Annotated in this window: 15 protein-coding genes; 6 read left to right on the plus strand and 9 right to left on the minus strand. The window is 64.1% G+C overall.

The window, feature by feature from the left end; genetic code table 11:
• Nucleotides 1-167 precede the first annotated feature (167 nt).
• Together PEP31012_RS05525 and PEP31012_RS05530 are read left to right on the plus strand one after the other, a co-directional pair.
• A complete protein-coding gene (locus PEP31012_RS05525) occupies nt 168-1001 on the plus strand; it encodes an aldo/keto reductase (protein WP_150588337.1) in 834 nt (277 codons plus the stop codon).
• 85 nt (nt 1002-1086) lie between these two features.
• Complete coding sequence (locus PEP31012_RS05530; protein WP_150588338.1) at nt 1087-2355, plus strand: NAD(P)/FAD-dependent oxidoreductase; 1269 nt, start codon at nt 1087-1089, stop codon at nt 2353-2355.
• A gap of 259 nt (nt 2356-2614) precedes the next feature.
• On the opposite strand, the gene PEP31012_RS05535 is transcribed toward PEP31012_RS05530, so the two are convergent.
• On the minus strand, nt 2615-3616 hold the full coding sequence (locus PEP31012_RS05535) for an LLM class flavin-dependent oxidoreductase (RefSeq protein WP_150588339.1): 1002 nt from the start codon (nt 3614-3616) through the stop codon (nt 2615-2617).
• Between the two features lie 200 nt (nt 3617-3816).
• Between PEP31012_RS05535 and PEP31012_RS05540 the strand changes: the two genes are divergently transcribed.
• Nucleotides 3817-4227 carry a winged helix-turn-helix transcriptional regulator gene (locus PEP31012_RS05540; RefSeq protein WP_246171155.1) on the plus strand — a complete coding sequence of 137 codons (411 nt, stop codon included), beginning with the start codon at nt 3817-3819 and terminating at the stop codon, nt 4225-4227.
• On the opposite strand, the gene PEP31012_RS05545 is transcribed toward PEP31012_RS05540, so the two are convergent.
• The 4 genes from PEP31012_RS05545 to PEP31012_RS05560 form a co-directional block, all read right to left on the minus strand.
• A complete protein-coding gene (locus PEP31012_RS05545; protein WP_150588340.1) occupies nt 4190-5173 on the minus strand; it encodes a M14 family metallopeptidase in 984 nt (327 codons plus the stop codon). The genes PEP31012_RS05540 and PEP31012_RS05545 overlap by 38 nt on opposite strands.
• Before the next feature lie 147 nt (nt 5174-5320).
• Complete coding sequence (locus PEP31012_RS05550; protein ID WP_150588341.1) at nt 5321-6640, minus strand: MFS transporter; 1320 nt, start codon at nt 6638-6640, stop codon at nt 5321-5323.
• Between the two features lie 291 nt (nt 6641-6931).
• The gene (locus tag PEP31012_RS05555; RefSeq protein WP_150588809.1) at nt 6932-7852 is read right to left on the minus strand and encodes an alpha/beta fold hydrolase; all 921 of its coding nucleotides are present in this window, start codon (nt 7850-7852) and stop codon (nt 6932-6934) included.
• Between the two features lie 229 nt (nt 7853-8081).
• Nucleotides 8082-8615 carry a MarR family winged helix-turn-helix transcriptional regulator gene (locus tag PEP31012_RS05560; protein WP_246171156.1) on the minus strand — a complete coding sequence of 178 codons (534 nt, stop codon included), beginning with the start codon at nt 8613-8615 and terminating at the stop codon, nt 8082-8084.
• Nucleotides 8616-8888: 273 nt separating this feature from the next.
• Between PEP31012_RS05560 and PEP31012_RS05565 the strand changes: the two genes are divergently transcribed.
• Together PEP31012_RS05565 and PEP31012_RS05570 are read left to right on the plus strand one after the other, a co-directional pair.
• Complete coding sequence (locus PEP31012_RS05565) at nt 8889-10004, plus strand: M20 aminoacylase family protein (protein WP_150588342.1); 1116 nt, start codon at nt 8889-8891, stop codon at nt 10002-10004.
• 40 nt (nt 10005-10044) lie between these two features.
• The gene (locus PEP31012_RS05570; protein ID WP_150588343.1) at nt 10045-11361 is read left to right on the plus strand and encodes an MFS transporter; all 1317 of its coding nucleotides are present in this window, start codon (nt 10045-10047) and stop codon (nt 11359-11361) included.
• 53 nt (nt 11362-11414) lie between these two features.
• On the opposite strand, the gene PEP31012_RS05575 is transcribed toward PEP31012_RS05570, so the two are convergent.
• Entirely contained in the window at nt 11415-11732 is a 318-nt protein-coding gene (locus PEP31012_RS05575) for a DUF190 domain-containing protein (protein ID WP_150588344.1), read from the minus strand.
• Between the two features lie 472 nt (nt 11733-12204).
• Between PEP31012_RS05575 and PEP31012_RS05580 the strand changes: the two genes are divergently transcribed.
• Nucleotides 12205-12714, plus strand: a complete 510-nt coding sequence (locus PEP31012_RS05580; RefSeq protein ID WP_150588345.1) for a hypothetical protein — start codon at nt 12205-12207, stop codon at nt 12712-12714.
• 212 nt (nt 12715-12926) lie between these two features.
• Here the strand turns inward: PEP31012_RS05580 and PEP31012_RS05585 are convergent, their stop codons facing one another.
• Genes PEP31012_RS05585 through PEP31012_RS05595 form a run of 3 tightly spaced genes read right to left on the minus strand, consistent with a single transcriptional unit; the run spans nt 12927 to nt 15101 of the window.
• Complete coding sequence (locus tag PEP31012_RS05585) at nt 12927-13340, minus strand: RidA family protein (RefSeq protein WP_150588346.1); 414 nt, start codon at nt 13338-13340, stop codon at nt 12927-12929.
• Nucleotides 13341-13398: 58 nt separating this feature from the next.
• Nucleotides 13399-14127: an amino acid ABC transporter ATP-binding protein gene (locus PEP31012_RS05590; protein WP_150588811.1), complete on the minus strand. Its 729-nt coding sequence runs from the start codon at nt 14125-14127 to the stop codon at nt 13399-13401.
• Nucleotides 14128-14141: 14 nt separating this feature from the next.
• A complete protein-coding gene (locus PEP31012_RS05595) occupies nt 14142-15101 on the minus strand; it encodes an agmatinase (RefSeq protein ID WP_150588347.1) in 960 nt (319 codons plus the stop codon).
• Nucleotides 15102-15140: the final 39 nt, after the last annotated feature.

Consider the following 15140-nt stretch of genomic DNA (forward strand, 5'->3'; position numbering starts at 1 on the left):
GAGAATGGGTACACGAATGCGATGGCGGCAATATCCGAATGGTGTTTCGGGCGAGTCCGAGTCGAAAGATCGGACGACACCGCAAAGTGTTGCGCGAAGCCCTCACCACGCTGGTCATTGCTTGCCTTGCAGGCCGATAATGGTGACCAAATCACGGAGGAAAGACCATGCGAAAAATCGCGTTCCCCCAAGGCGACAGCGTACCGGTGCTTGGCCAGGGCACTTGGATGATGGGCGAGAAGCCGGAGCGGCGCCGCGAGGAAATCGCGGCATTGCAACTGGGCGTCTCGCTGGGCATGACGCTCGTCGATACGGCCGAGATGTATGGCGAAGGGGCGACCGAGCGCCTTGTGGGCGACGCGCTCGACGGCCTGCGCGACGAGGTATTTCTCGTGAGCAAGGTCTACCCGCACAATGCTTCGCGACGTGGCGTGATCGCCGCTTGCGAGCGGAGTCTGGAGCGCTTGCGCACCGATCGCCTCGATCTCTACCTGCTGCATTGGCGTGGCGACGTCCCGCTCGAAGACACGATTGCCGGCTTCGAAGCGTTGCAGGAGGCGGGCAAGATCCGCCACTGGGGGGTGAGCAACTTCGATACGGAGGACATGGAAGACTTGTTCGAGCTGCCCGGCGGCGAAAAGTGCGCGACCGATCAGGTGCTGTACAACCTCTCGCGACGCGGCCCCGAGTATGACCTTGCCCCGTGGCTGGCGGCACGCGGTCTGCCGATGATGGCGTATTCGCCGATCGAGCAGGGACGGCTGCCGGCAAAGGGCGCACTGGGCGACATCGCCGCCGCGCGCCACGTCGCCCCGCTGCAGATTGCGCTTGCCTGGGTGCTCAGCCGTCCGGGCGTCATCGCCATTCCCAAGGCGAGCACGGACGCTCACGTGCGCGCCAATCGCGCCGCCCACGACATCGATCTGACGACGGAGGAACTGGCTCGGCTCGATCATCATTTCGAAGCGCCGTCGCGCAAACGTCCGCTGGAGATGATCTGAACACGCGCGGGATTATTGAAGGCGTTTAGGGGTACGCATTTAACCCGGTACACTGAGCGCTTTCGTGCTTTCGCAGGGCGGCTTCATGAATGATTCACGTCCCGTCGTCGTCATCGGGGGCGGTTTGGTCGGCGTATGTACGGCCGCATATCTTCAACGTGCCGGACACGCGGTGGTGATCGTCGACCGGCAATCGGTACGTCAGGCGGCGTCGCTTGGCAATGCGGGCTGCATCAATGGCTCGTCGGTCGTGCCCGTCGCCATGCCCGGTGTGCTCTGGCAGGTGCCCCGCTGGTTGATGCAACCGGATGGCCCGCTCGTCCTGCGTTGGGGCTATCTCCCGCGCATGGTGCCGTGGCTGATGCGCTTCGTCGCCGCCAGCCAGCCGGCACGCGTTGCCGCGCAGGCGAGCGCGCTGCGCGCACTGCTCGGCCCCGCGCTCGACGCGTATCAACCGCTGCTTGACGATGCCGGCGCGAACGATCTCGTCAAGCGTCGTGGCTATCTCATCGCTTATTCCAGCCAGAAGGGCATGGCGGGCGACGAAGGCGGCATGGCGCTGCGCCGCGACAACGGCGTGCACATCGAAACGCTGGATGCGGCCGCATTGCGCGAATTCGAGCCGGCGCTGTCGCATGACTTCGTGGGCGCCCGCTACATCGGCGAGACAGGCCACACGCCAGACCCCGGCGCGCTGCTGGCACGTCTGACGGCGCAAGTGGTCGCGCGGGGCGGGCGCATCGTCGATGCTGCCGCCACGGCCATCGAGACCAACGGCGCGCAGGCCGTGGCCGTGCACACCGACCGGGGCCGCGAACCCGCAAGCGCCGTCGTAATCGCGGCCGGCGCGTGGTCCGCACCGTTCGTGCGCCAGTTGGGCGACACCCTTGTCTTCGATACCGAGCGCGGTTATCACGTGGAGATTCCGACGCCGGACGACATGCCCTCACGTCCCGTCATGTGGGCCGAAGGCAAGCTGTTCGCCACCCCGATGAACGGCCGCCTTCGCGGCGCGGGCACGGTGGAGCTGGCCGGCCTGCAGGCGGCACCGAACTGGCGCCGCGCCGATCTGCTGCTCAAGCAGTTGCACACGATGTTCCCCGGCGCCGTGAAGGGCCCGAAGCCGACACAGTCGGTCGACGGTGCGCGCTGGCAGGGATTCCGTCCCAGCACGCCGGATTCGCTGCCGGTATTGGGGGCGGCGTCGAAGGTGCCGAACGCGTTCTACGCATTCGGCCATGGTCACGTGGGCCTGACCGCCGCCGCCTCGACCGGACGCACGATCGCGGCACTGGTATCCGGCGAGCGGATTGCCCTCGACCTCTCGCCTTTCTCCATCGGACGCTTTCGCTGACGCACCGAGGTAAGCCCGAAGGCAAGGGACGTAAGCCGCGCGCCCCTGCCTCTGCCTATGCCACCTGCGATGCGCGTCGCCGGGGTTGCCCGAGCCGCCTGAGCTGCCTGAGCTGCCTGAGCTGCCTGAGCTGCCTGAGCTGCCTGAGCTGCCTGAGCTGCCTGAGCTGCCCGAGCTGCCCGAGCTGCCTGCGTCGCCTACGCCACCTATGCCGCCGGCGATGCGCACCCTGCCTGAGCCAACGACACGATCCGCATCGTCAGGCCTTGCAGGCGGCCGCGACGATATCGCACGAGCGCAATCGCAACGCGGGATCGTAGATGTCGGTGACGAGCATCAACTCATCGGCCTGCGTGCGCTCGACCAGATCGGACAACCCGGCCTGCACTCGTTCGGGGCCACCCACCACGGCCACGCCGAGGAACGCTTCCACCGAGTGCTGTTCCGCCGGATCCCAACGCTGGTCCATATCATTGACGGGCGGCTGCAACTTCAGACTCTGTCCGCGCATGAGCGCCAGAATCTTCTGCTGCGCGGACGTCGCAAGAAATGCCGCCTCCTCGTCCGTGGGCGCGGCTACGACGGGCACGCCCACCATCACGTAGGGCTTATCCAACACCGCCGAGGGACGGAAGCGCTCGCGGTACAAGCGAAGCGCGTCGAACAGGAATCGCGGCGCAAAGTGCGATGCGAATGCGTACGGCAGCCCCAAATGCGCCGCGAGTTGCGCGGAAAACAGCGACGAGCCCAGCAACCACACCGGAATATCGCTGCCCGCGCCGGGCGTCGCGACAAGCCGTTGCCCCGGCTGCGCGGGCGCGAGCAACGCCCGCAATTCGGCGACCTGCTCGGGGAAATCGTCGCCATCGGACAGCCGGTCGCGACGCAGCGCGCGCATGGTGGCCTGATCGGCACCGGGCGCACGCCCCAGGCCCAGATCGATGCGCCCCGGATACAGCGCGGCGAGCGTGCCGAAGTTCTCGGCAACGACCAGCGGCGGGTGGTTCGGCAGCATCACGCCGCCCGACCCCACGCGAATGCGCGACGTCTTGCCCGCAATGTGACCGATCAACAGGGCGGTCGCCGAACTCGCGATGCCGTCCATGTTGTGATGTTCGGCCAGCCAGAACCGCGTGAAGCCCAAGCGTTCAACATGCTGCGCCAGTTCCGTGGATTGTTTCAGGGCGTCGGCCACCGTGCCGCCGGCGCGCACGGGTACCAGGTCCAGCATCGAGAGGGCCGTCTTCGACAAACTGCTCATGGGATTCTCCAATGTCCTGCGCGCGCCCATCCGGCATGCCAAGGGGAAAGCCCGAGGCCCCCTTACCGCGGATGACGCGCACCATCGCCACAAAGTATAGTGACGAAGACCCCAAATCCCCAGTAGGCACCTTTCAGTTGAATAGTCACCAATTGGTTACCATAAACAAACCTGCCCCTTTCGTCTTCGAAGAAACCTGCGTGCCGCGTCGCGTGCTGGAACTCTTCAGCGTGAAGTGGACGAGCATGGTGCTCTACGCGTTGCAATGCGGCACCACACGCACGGGAGAATTGCAGCGCCGGTTACCCGGGATTTCCAAGAAGATGCTCACGCAGACGTTGCGCGAACTCGAACGTGACGGCCTGATTCATCGCGAGGTGTTTGCCGTCGTGCCGCCCAAGGTGGAGTATTCGCTCACGCCGCTGGGCGAGTTGTTCATCGAGCCCATCGAGATGTTGTACCGATGGGGCAATCAACACGCCGACGTGCTGGCCCAACTCAGCCTGCGTCGCGGCAAACGGACGCAGGCTGGCGATTCCGGCGACGCGACCGACACGGCGCCCCCCGCAGGCCTCAACGATCCAGCAAGCGGCCCAGTCGCATCATCGTGACGTTCACGCCAAGGTGTCGCATCGACGGCTGCACGATCACGCAGTTGTCATAGGGCGTGACGATGACCTCGTCGCCGTCGCGGGCGATCTCCGTGCCGGCCTTCTCGATCACCTCAAGCCCCGTGAACGGCTGCGAGAAGCGGAAGTCCATCGAGCGTGCCACGACCGGCTGCGTGATTTCCACGAACTTCTGTCGAGCGGGCCGCGTTTGCGTCAGGTATGGCGTCATATCGGCCTCGGCCACGACGCCCGCGTGAATCAGGAAACGCGCCGCGCAATCGAGCGCGACATCGCGCGCGCTCCCCGCGAAATGCTGACCGGTTTCGATCAGCAGTGCGTTCTTCGGGCTGGCCGGGTCGCCAAAGCCGCCGTAATCGCGCATGCGCGTGCCGTTGGCGTGCCCCTTGTCGACGATGACGTGCTCGGGCATGCCGAGTTCGGCGGCCAGCGCAATCGCCTTCTCCAGCGGGCCGGTCATCATCAGCGGTGCGGACGCCTCATGCATCGAGTGAATATCGAGCAGCAGATCGACCGTGTCGATGAACGGGCGCATCGCACGGGCTCGCGCCAGCTCGCGGCTCTGGCGCTCGCCGTCGAGCGTCGACGGCGTCCAGACACGGTTCATGTCTTCGTCGAGAAAGCGCGTGGCGTCGGCGTTCTCGGCGCTGAATTGCTCGTAAGCCCCGATATTGCCGAAACCGAGCGACAGGCGTCCCGCCGTGGGTCTCACCCCCGCGGCGAGCAGCGTGTCGACCGCAATGGCACCGCTCACTTCGTTGCCGTGCGTGAGCGCAAGAATCATCACGTGCTTGCCAGGCTTGCCGCTGTCGAACGAATGCAGATAGTCGATGCCGGTGTTGCCTTCGCGCCAGCGTGCGATGTCGGGGAACGAGACTTCGATGGGGTACGCCGGCAGAGCGGCGCGGATCGCTTCAAGCGTGGTCATGAAAAATGCTCCGCAGAGGATGCCGCAAAAAAACGACGACGTTGCAACCGAAGATCGGCGAACGTTGTCGTCACGGCGAAATTCAGTGCATCGGGCGAGGGCTGCAGCGAAGGAAACGCGTCGCGTGCCGGACGTCCGATGCGTCGGTCAAACCCTGGAGGCGCGCGGCGAGCCGTGCGTTACGCCTGCGATTTTGCCTGCGCGCACGCGGCGGCCGAGCGAGATCACCGCACCAACACTCAGTACGGCGGTCGTCATCACGTAGAAACTCGGGGCGAGCTTGTTGTGCGTGGCGTCGATAAGCCAGGTCACGATGAGCGGCGCGAACCCGCCGAACAGCGTCACCGAGAAGTTGTACGACAGCGCCAGGCCTGTGCCGCGCGTGCTTGTCGGGAAGATGTCCGCCAGCAGGGCGGGCAGCGGCGCGAGACTCACGGCGATGAGCAGACCGACAAGCGCCTGCACCATGAGCAACGTCTGGAAGGTCGGATATTTGTTGAGCAGCACGAACAACGGGTACGTCGTCACGCCCACGAGGATCAGCGCCCAGAGCATCACGCGAATGCGGCCGAAGCGGTCCGAGAGGTGGCCCACGACGGGGGCGGCGATCATGAGCATCACGCCGGTGACCACCGCGCCGATGAACGACGACGTCGCCGGGATATGCAGTTGCTTGACGGCATAGGTTGGCATGTAGAGCTTGTGGACGTAGTTGAACGCGGTGGCGGCGGCGACCACACCGGCACCGAGCAGCATATTGACGCGATCGCGGCCGAAGACTTCGCGCAGCGGCGACGTCTCGCGCTGCTTTTCGCCGAGCTTCTTGAAGTCGGCGGTCTCGTCGATGTTGCGACGGATGTAGAGACCGACCGGGCCGATGAGCAGGCCCACGGCGAAGGCGATGCGCCAGCCCCATGCGCTAAGCTGGTCGGCCGTGAGCAGCAGGCTCAGCAGCGCGGACACCCCGGCGGCGAGCACGGTGGCAAGACCTTGCGTCGACATCTGCCAGCTCGCGAAGAACCCACGGCGTTTCGCGTCGGCATGTTCAACCATGAAGGCCGTGGCGGCGCCGAACTCGCCGCCCGTCGAGAAGCCTTGCAGCATTCGGGCGACGATGATCAGCAGCGGCGAGAAAATGCCGATCTGCGCATAGGTCGGGGCGAACGCGATCATGGCGGTGCCGAGCATCATCAAGGCGATGGACACCGTGAGCGACGCCTTGCGTCCGGCGCGGTCGGCATAGCTGCCCAGAATGATCGAGCCCAGCGGGCGCGTCACGAACGAGATACCGAAGGTACCGACGGAGAGCAGCAGCGACGTCGTCGCGTCGTGCGCGGGGAAGAACAACTGCCCGATCACGATGGCGAAGTAGCCATAGATCAGCAGATCGTAAAACTCGAGTGCGTTACCGATGCTCGCGGCGCAAATTTCGCGCCACGGGTTGTGGGGTTTGGCGTTGTGGGTCATGCCCGGCTCCTCTGGATCGCTGGCGTTGGGGATAGGTGTGCGATGGCCCCGGGGCGCCTTGAAGGCACGCTGTAGCCATCAGCCAGTCTCAGGAAGCGGAGTGTAGGCGGCAGAAAAAGCGGCTTCGTGCCGATTCGGCACGCGCGGGTGCTGATTGGGAAATCGGCGGCCGCCCCGGTGAGGCGGCACCCGCAGCGATGGCACGGAACGCCAAGCGCCGGGCTGGCGAGCAACGTCCGGACCGGATCCGGCGTTGCCTGTCCATCGATCAAGGCGTTCTCGGCAACGCCATCATTGAAGGAACTGGACGATGGCCTCCACCGTTGCCTTCGGCTGCTCCTCCATGAGCCAGTGGCCTGCGCCCGGGATCACCACCCCCCGCACATTGCCGGCCGCCCCGCGCGCCACAGTTTCCATCATGGTGCCGAAGGATTTTTCGCCACCGATGGCGAGCACCGGCATCGGCAACGGGCCTTTGGCGAGGAAGGTCTTGTTATCGATCACGTCCTGATCGAAAGCGTGGAACTGCTCGAAGCCCGAATGCATGGCGCCGGGCAAGGCATAGAATTTGGCGTAGTGCCGGCGCGAGGCCTCGTCGAAGTTTTTCGGATTCGCCGAAAAATCGTTCCAGAAGCGATCCAGATAGATGCGCTCGCGGCCTTTCACCAATCGCTCCATGTCCGGCCCGCCAAAGCGGAAATGCCAGAGCAGTGGGCTCTTCAGGATTTCCTCCCACGGGCCGACGCCGGGTATCGGTGCATCCATCAACACGAGCTTGGATACGCGCTCAGGCTGCTCGGCCGCGAACGCGTAAGCGACCATGTTGCCGATGTCATGGGCGACCACGTCGACCTTGCCGATCTGAAGTGTGTCCAGTACACCGGCGATGTCGCGCGCTTCGTTCTTCTTGTCGTAGCCAGTCGCGGGATGGTCAGAAAGTCCCATGCCGCGCAGATCCGGCACGACCACCGTGTGGTTGACGGCCAGCTTCGCGGCGAGCGGCGCCCACATATCGCCGGTCTCGCCGTAGCCATGCAGCAACACCACGGCAGGCCCGTGGCCGCCGACGCGCACGTAAATCTTTGCGCCGTTGGTCGTGATGGTCCGTGTTGTGAAACTCGCGGGAAATGGCACGACAGCGGAGACGGCAGGGACAACAGGGAAGACATACAGCGAGACAAGCAACAACAGAATAGAGAGCGTCTTTCGCATTTCTAACCTCCGAGGGTTGAGAAAACCAATCGATGACGCCGCGATTGACGCCATCGATCGCTACCGCGAAACCACGTGCTTCGTTACCGCGTCACACCCGTGCTCGTTGCATCCATGAAAAAAATAAGGTTGATGCGAACATCATCCGCCCCCATGACGAGCTACGCCCCGGAACGTCCATGGGCTGCGGTGTCGCACCAGGCAGACGTCCCGCCCGCGCACGCGATGTTCACCCCTGGGCCTTTCCTGCCTTTTGAAATGCGTCGACGAGCTTGTCGACAATGCTGTTCAGTTGCCCGCGCTCTTCGGCGGTGAGCATCGACAGCATCTCCGTCTCCATCGATTGCCCGAGCGCATCGCTGGACACGCGCAAACGCTTGCCGGTGGCCGTCGGCCACAACTGAAAGTGGCGCGCGTCGTCGGGATGAATCGAGCGCCGAACCAGCTTGCGTTGAATCAGGTCCGCAATCAGCTTCGACAGCAGCGTCTTCTCGATCAGCGTCTGCGCATTGAGTGCGCTCGCGGTAATCCCAGGCGCGTCGCAGATCACCCGCAACACGCGCAGCGAACGCACATCGAGCCCGAACGCGGGACGGTACTCGGCGTTGGCGCGGCTGATCATCTCGCTCTTGATCAGGTCCAGCTTGAACGTCAAGTAATAGGCCCCGCCGCCGGCCATGCCGCCTTCAGCTTTGGCCTTGTCGTCCTTGCCACGGCCTTCCGGTCCTTCGTCATGCCCCACCGGTGACGTTCCTGCTCGCATGTGCTGCCGCCCTGTCTGAAGACTTCATCCCATCAAAGCGCGTTGCGCCGCCACACCCACCCCTGCAGCCGCTTCGCCATCGACGACGATGATAGCGCAGCTTGATGGACGCCCCACAATATCCGGGTAATTCATTAGTTGAATATTTCAATTAATAAATTATTCTTCGAAAAAAGGATCGTCCGGGCAGCCACTGGACACCCCCCACTCCCCCACGGAAAAGAGGTTGGCGCAATGCAGATGGATGGCGAATTGAGCGGTCTTGGAGAACAGATGCGCACCTGGCGCAGGGACATCCACCAGCATCCGGAGTTGGGTTTTCACGAGCATCGCACGGCCGGCCTGGTGGCAAGGCTGCTCACCGAGTGGCAGATCGACATCGAAACCGGCATCGCCGGCACCGGCGTGGTCGGCACGATCCGCGGCACGCGCGGCGAGGGGCCGTCGATCGGTCTGCGCGCCGACATGGACGCGCTGCCCATGAGCGAAAAAGGCACGCCCGCACATCGCTCGACGCACGACAACGTGTTCCACGGTTGCGGCCACGACGGCCACACGGCCATCTTGCTCGGCGTCGCCTGGCACTTGTCCCGGCATCGCGATTTCCGGGGCACGGTCCATCTGATCTTTCAGCCGGCCGAGGAAACGCTGCGCGGCGGGTCGGCCATGATCGACGACGGCCTGTTTGAGCGATTCCATTGCGACGAAATTTACGCGCTGCACAACAACAACGCCCTGCCGGCCGGCAAGGTCGGTGTGCGCAGCGGCGCCATCCTGTCGGCGTGCGACCTGTTCCGGATCACCATCAAGGGCATCGGCAGCCATGCGGCGATGCCGCACAAATCGATCGATCCGCTGATCGTCGGTACCACCCTGGTGCAGTCAATCCAGAGCATCGCGAGTCGCAACATCGACCCGCTCGACACGGCCGTGGTGAGCGTGTGCAAGTTCCTGTCGGGCACGGCGATCAACGTCATCCCCGACACCGCGGTGCTCGAAGGCACCGTGCGCACGCTGTCGGTCAAAGCGCAGGACATCACGCTCGCACGACTGCGCACGATTTGCGAAGGCGCGGCGACGATGTATGGCTGTGAAGTCAGCTTCGAGCATCTGCAGACCTCGCCGCCGACCGTCAACACCGCCGCCGAAACCGAACACGTGCGGCGTGCGGCCGAGCGCGTTCTGGGGGCAGACAACGTGATCGTCGACGTCGCCCCGCTGATGGCCTCGGAAGACTTCGCGTTCATGTTGCAGCAGCGCCCTGGTTCGTACTTCTTCCTCGGTCACGACGGACTCACCTGCCACCACCCCGAATTCGATTTCGACGACGACACCGCCCCCACCGGCGCGACCGTGTTCCTTGAGATCGTCCGACAACGGCTTGGCTAAGCCCACCACCTTCCTAACAATCGATCTGAGGGGAATTGCAATGAACGAAAAACCGACGCCGTCGCCGGCGATGGTGCGCAAAGTCGTCATCGCTTCGGTACTCGGCAATGCCTTCGAATGGTTCGACTTCGCGATCTACGGCCTGTTCGCCGTAATGATTGCGAAGCTGTTTTTCCCTAGCGGCAACGAGTTCGCGTCGATGTTGCTGACCCTTGCGACGTTCGGCGTCGGCTTCGCGGTACGACCGCTCGGCGGTATTTTGCTTGGCATGTATGGCGATCGCGTTGGCCGCAAGAAAGCGCTGTCGCTGACGATCGTGCTGATGGCCATCGGCACCGGCATGATCGGTGTCTTGCCGACGCACGCAGCCATCGGCATCGCGGCGCCGATCCTGATGGTGCTCGCACGACTGATTCAGGGCTTCTCGGTCGGCGGCGAGTTCAGCGGCGCGACCACGATGCTGGTCGAGTTCGCCCCCGCGAATCGTCGCGGCTTTTTCGGCAGCTTCCAGATGTGCTCGCAGGCGCTGGCGTTTTCTCTCGGCGCGTTAGTGGCGTATCTGCTGACGGTCAATCTCGCGCCGCACGATCTTGAATCGTGGGGCTGGCGTCTGCCGTTCCTGCTCGGCATTCTGATCGGGCCGGTGGGCTGGCTGATCCGCTCCAATGTGGACGAATCGCCGGAATTTCTCACCTATGCGAAGGACGTGCAGCGCGGCAAGATCCAGCGCGTGAACACGCCGCTGCGCACCGTGTTTCGCGACTATCCGCGCGCGGTCCTCGGCACGCTTGGCGTGTCGGTGGTCGGTACCGTGTCGGCCTATGTGTTCGTGTTCTTCCTGCCGATTTTCGCGAAGAAGCAACTGGGGATGTCGGCTGCCGACGTCAACCTGAGCACCTTCATCGCCACGCTGGTCATCCTCGTGTTCTGCCCGGTGGCCGGCCACCTGTCGGATCGCTACAGTCGCAAGGCGGTGCTGCTGCCCGCGATCATCGCGTACGGCGTGGCGTCGTACGTGCTGTTCAAGCATTTCGTGAGCTTGCCGAGCCTGGGTTCGCTGCTCGCGGTGCAGATCGGCGTGTCGTTCTTCATGAGCTTCTTCTGGGGCCCGACGCCGATCGTGCTGACCGAGGTCTTTCCGGTCAGCGTGCGCTCGACCGGCGCCGCCGTCACGTACAACCTCGCGGTGCTGGTGTTCGGCGGACTCGCGCCGTTCCTGAATACCTGGCTCGTGCATGTGACCGGCAGCAACCTCGCGCCGATCTACTACGTGCTGGCGAGTGTGGTCATCGGTCTCATCGGCGTGCTGGTGTTGCCGTCGAGCGGGCGCCGCGCCTCAGCGGCGCTCGCGACCTGAGACGCTCGCGAGCCACTTAAGGCCGAGGCTGGGGTGGCGCGGCCCCACTCCGCCTAACCGTCACCCAGCGTGCCGAACTCGATAGGAAAGCGCGTATAGAAAACGCGGACATGCTCGGCGCGAATCACGTCGAGCAAGCGCTCGGCTTCGTCGTCGGTGATCGCCAGCACGATCTCGATCGGCTGCTCGGCGAGTTCGAAGAATCGAGCGGCGTGCCGTTTTCCGACATGATCGATGCCTTCCGTGCCCGTGAACAGGGTCGCGCCGCGAATGCCCAACTGCCGCACCTCGCCCATGATCCAATCGGCGACCGGTTGATGGCCGTGGCGGTGATTCTGCTGTGTGTAGAAAGTGAGCTGGCATCCACGCATGATGACCTCCCCAGGCGCTGCGCGAGTCACGTCCGCGCGGCCACGACTGGCATACCCGCACCTGTTGATTTAAATCTAGCACATCGCGCTTCGGCGTGAACGCGACTCGTTCCATGCCGTGGCGCCTCAAACGCCGGCATCGGGGACGGCCAAGATGACCTCAGGACAAACCCGGAGCCGCACCAACGCCACCCGCGCTAGCGTCACGTCCAGTGGGCTTGAGCCGCTGCGCCCAAAGTGATGACGATCAAACTGGGGGCAAATTGGGGTGGCGGGACGCAAATGACTGACTACACTTCCTAAATGCGTACACGGCGAAAAAGCCACGCAAGACGGTTCGTTATACGAAGGTCGTTGTACGTGAGACAAATTGGGGCTGGCGACGTAGCGTTTCCATTCCTTCACGGGAGGCATGTCCATGGCGTGCCTAAGCAAATGGATGATCGGCGCATGTGTCGTTACGCTAAGCGGCGTGGCGATCGCAGAGGGCGCCAACTCGGGCTCATCTGAACAGATGATGCTGGCCAACGTTGGCCCCGGGCCACTTCCCATACAGGTGCCGCAACCGCCACCCCCCGTCTCGGTTGCTGCGGTTCCTGCCGTTCGCGTCACCCTGTATCCGTTTGGTCGTGAGGGTCCGGACACGACTACCCAAGTCGACGACAACGCGTTCCTGTACACGCGCATCGAAGCGATCAACAGTGCCCTGCCGACGGCCGACACCGGCCATGTGGACTGGATCGACACCTCAACAGCGGAACCGGCCGCGCGACCGGCGAAAAGCTACCTGAAGATCGGGCCTTCCACCGCACCGCAGTTGTCCCTCGTCCAATGGGCCAACACCGACGACAAGCTGGGCTCCGACCCGAAGCGCGGACTGTCACTCAAGACTGAGGACTGGACCATCTCGGCAAGCGCCCGCATCCCGCTGCTGCGCTCACACGACCTCGGTGCGACGATCTACGTCAAACGCCGCTTTTGAGTGTGCTTCCGAATGTGCCTCTGAGCGCGCTGCTGAGTGCGCTTGTACGTGTTCGACCGCGCCCGCAAGGCGCAGTACCCGGCCGACGGTTGCCCGCCGGCCAGGCGCCGTTGTTGCGTCGCTAATGCGGCAAATGCGGCTTATGGGGCCCACGCAACTTATGCCGCTTACGTCGCTTACGTCGCTTACGTCGCTTACGTCGCCTATGCCGCCTATGCCGCCGACTTCACCGCCGTCACATCGATCTCGACGAGCCACTCCGGACGCGCCAGCGCTTGCACTACGATGCCCGTCGACACTGGGAACACGCCCTTGAGCCAGCGTCCCATCACGTTGTAGACCGCCTCGCGATAACGCGGATCGATCAGGTACACGGTGACCTTGCAGATGTCCGCGAGCTGGCTGCCGCACTCGTCGAGCAACATCGCCACGTTCGCCATGGCCTTTTCCGTTTGCGCCGCGACATCGCCGATGCCGACGGACTCACGCGTATCGAGGTCCTGCCCGATCTGTCCGCGCAGATAGATAGTGCTGCCGGCGACGACCGCCTGGCAAAGATCGTTGTCGAGCTTCTGCTCCGGATACGTGTCGCGGGTGTTGAATTTTCGGATTCGGGTATGCGTCATGATGTCTCGGTAAAGCGTTTTGAGGCGGGTGGGCGCGGCGCGCGACTGGGTCGCGCGCTCAATGCGAGAGAATCTTCGAGAGAAAACGTTTGGCGGCGGCACTGGCGGCATCGTTGAAGAACATGTCGGTCGGGCTGTCCTCGATGATGGCCCCGTCCTCCATGAACACCACACGATGGGCCACGCGCCGCGCGAACCCCATTTCGTGCGTGACGACCATCATCGTCATGCCCTCGCGGGCGAGTTCGACCATCACGTCGAGCACCTCGTTGACCATCTCCGGGTCCAGCGCCGAGGTCGGCTCGTCGAACAGCATCGCCATCGGGTCCATCGACAACGCGCGCGCAATCGCCACGCGTTGCTGCTGACCGCCCGACAACTGCCCCGGGTACTTGTGCGCATGCGCAGACAAGCCAACCCGATCGAGCAACGCGCGCGCCTTGGTGCGCGCGGCGTCGGCGTCTCGACCCAGCACGATCTGCTGCGCGAGCGTGAGATTGCGCGTGAGATCCAGATGCGGAAACAGCTCGAAATGCTGGAAGACCATGCCGACCTTGCTGCGCAACTTCGGCAGATTTGTCGTGCTGGCGGTGAGCGACGTGCCGTCGACGACGACATCGCCCTCCTGAAACGGCTCCAGCGCATTGACCGTCTTGATCAGGGTCGACTTGCCGGAGCCGGACGGTCCGCACACCACCACAATCTCGCCCTTGCCCACGTGCGTCGAACACGCCTTGAGCACGTGGTGCGCGCCGTACCACTTGTCGACGTTCCGGATGTCGATGATGGGTTGTGCGGTGCTCATTTGTCGAAGTGCCCCGCACGAATCGACGCGCCGATCAGGTTGAGGATCAGACGACCGGCCGTCACGCACGAGATCATGTTGGCGTCGTCCTTCTCGGGCTGGATCTCCACGATGTCCATGCCGACCACGCGCCCCTTGCGTACCAGGCCGTGAATGAGCTTGCGCGCCTGCACGAACGTCACGCCCCCCGGCGCCGGACCGGCAACGGCCGGCATGGTCGACGGATCGAGGCCGTCAGCGTCGATGGTGAGGTAGTAGTTGCCCCCGTCCGGAATGCGCGCGAGCACAGCATCCATGCCGATGTCGTGCAGTTCATACGCGGTCACCAGCTCGGCGCCGTAGGCGCGCGCCGCGACGAGTTCCTCGTAGCGTCCGCTGCCCTGCGCGCGCAGGCCGATCTGCACGATGCGATCCACGTGCGCCATCTCCGACGCGCGGCGAATCGGGCTAGAGAGGCCTTCGCGCACGCCGTTCACGTCGTCGCGCCAATCCAGGTGGGCATCGATGTGGACTAGCGTGATCGGCCCCTTCTGGTTCAGGCCGCGCAGCACGGGCGTGGTGATGCCGTGATCGCCGCCAAGCACGATGGGCATCGCGCCGCCGGCCACGATGCGGCGCACCACCGCCTCGGCGCGGGCGTAGTGCTCGCCGGGCTTCGTCAGGTCGGGGATGATGTCGCCGCAATCGACGAAGCGAATATCCGTGCGTCCCTGGAGCAGCGGTCCGTCGATATCGAAGTCGTAGTGGCCCGGGCGGCGCACGACGCGATCCGTCGCCTGACGGATGGCGGACGGTGCATTCGTTTGGTCGTTGCTGAAATCCGACGCCGCATACGGGGCGCCGTACGGCATGCCCAACACGGCGATGTCGGCCCTGAGGTTGTCGATGTCGAGATCAAGCTCCGAATACAGCAGGGTCGGATGGCCGGTACGGGGCGCCACGGTGTAGGTTGTCATGAGAGTGTCCTCGAGGGGGAGTTTCGGTGGTGTCAGGGG

It is taken from the genome of Pandoraea eparura (genome assembly GCF_902459725.1).
GTDB classification, from domain to species: Bacteria; Pseudomonadota; Gammaproteobacteria; order Burkholderiales; family Burkholderiaceae; genus Pandoraea; species Pandoraea eparura.

Excerpts from the sequence above, each read along its gene's own strand:
- PEP31012_RS05525 (WP_150588337.1), top strand. The coding sequence starts at position 168 with ATGCGAAAAATCGCGTTCCCCCAAGGCGACAGCGTACCGGTGCTTGGC.
- PEP31012_RS05530 (WP_150588338.1), top strand. The coding sequence starts at position 1,087 with ATGAATGATTCACGTCCCGTCGTCGTCATCGGGGGCGGTTTGGTCGGC.
- PEP31012_RS05535 (WP_150588339.1), bottom strand. The coding sequence starts at position 3,616 with ATGAGCAGTTTGTCGAAGACGGCCCTCTCGATGCTGGACCTGGTACCC.
- PEP31012_RS05545 (WP_150588340.1), bottom strand. The coding sequence starts at position 5,173 with ATGACCACGCTTGAAGCGATCCGCGCCGCTCTGCCGGCGTACCCCATC.
- PEP31012_RS05550 (WP_150588341.1), bottom strand. The coding sequence starts at position 6,640 with ATGACCCACAACGCCAAACCCCACAACCCGTGGCGCGAAATTTGCGCC.
- PEP31012_RS05555 (WP_150588809.1), bottom strand. The coding sequence starts at position 7,852 with ATGCGAAAGACGCTCTCTATTCTGTTGTTGCTTGTCTCGCTGTATGTC.
- PEP31012_RS05560 (WP_246171156.1), bottom strand. The coding sequence starts at position 8,615 with ATGCGAGCAGGAACGTCACCGGTGGGGCATGACGAAGGACCGGAAGGC.
- PEP31012_RS05565 (WP_150588342.1), top strand. The coding sequence starts at position 8,889 with ATGCGCACCTGGCGCAGGGACATCCACCAGCATCCGGAGTTGGGTTTT.
- PEP31012_RS05570 (WP_150588343.1), top strand. The coding sequence starts at position 10,045 with ATGAACGAAAAACCGACGCCGTCGCCGGCGATGGTGCGCAAAGTCGTC.
- PEP31012_RS05575 (WP_150588344.1), bottom strand. The coding sequence starts at position 11,732 with ATGCGTGGATGCCAGCTCACTTTCTACACACAGCAGAATCACCGCCAC.
- PEP31012_RS05585 (WP_150588346.1), bottom strand. The coding sequence starts at position 13,340 with ATGACGCATACCCGAATCCGAAAATTCAACACCCGCGACACGTATCCG.
- PEP31012_RS05595 (WP_150588347.1), bottom strand. The coding sequence starts at position 15,101 with ATGACAACCTACACCGTGGCGCCCCGTACCGGCCATCCGACCCTGCTG.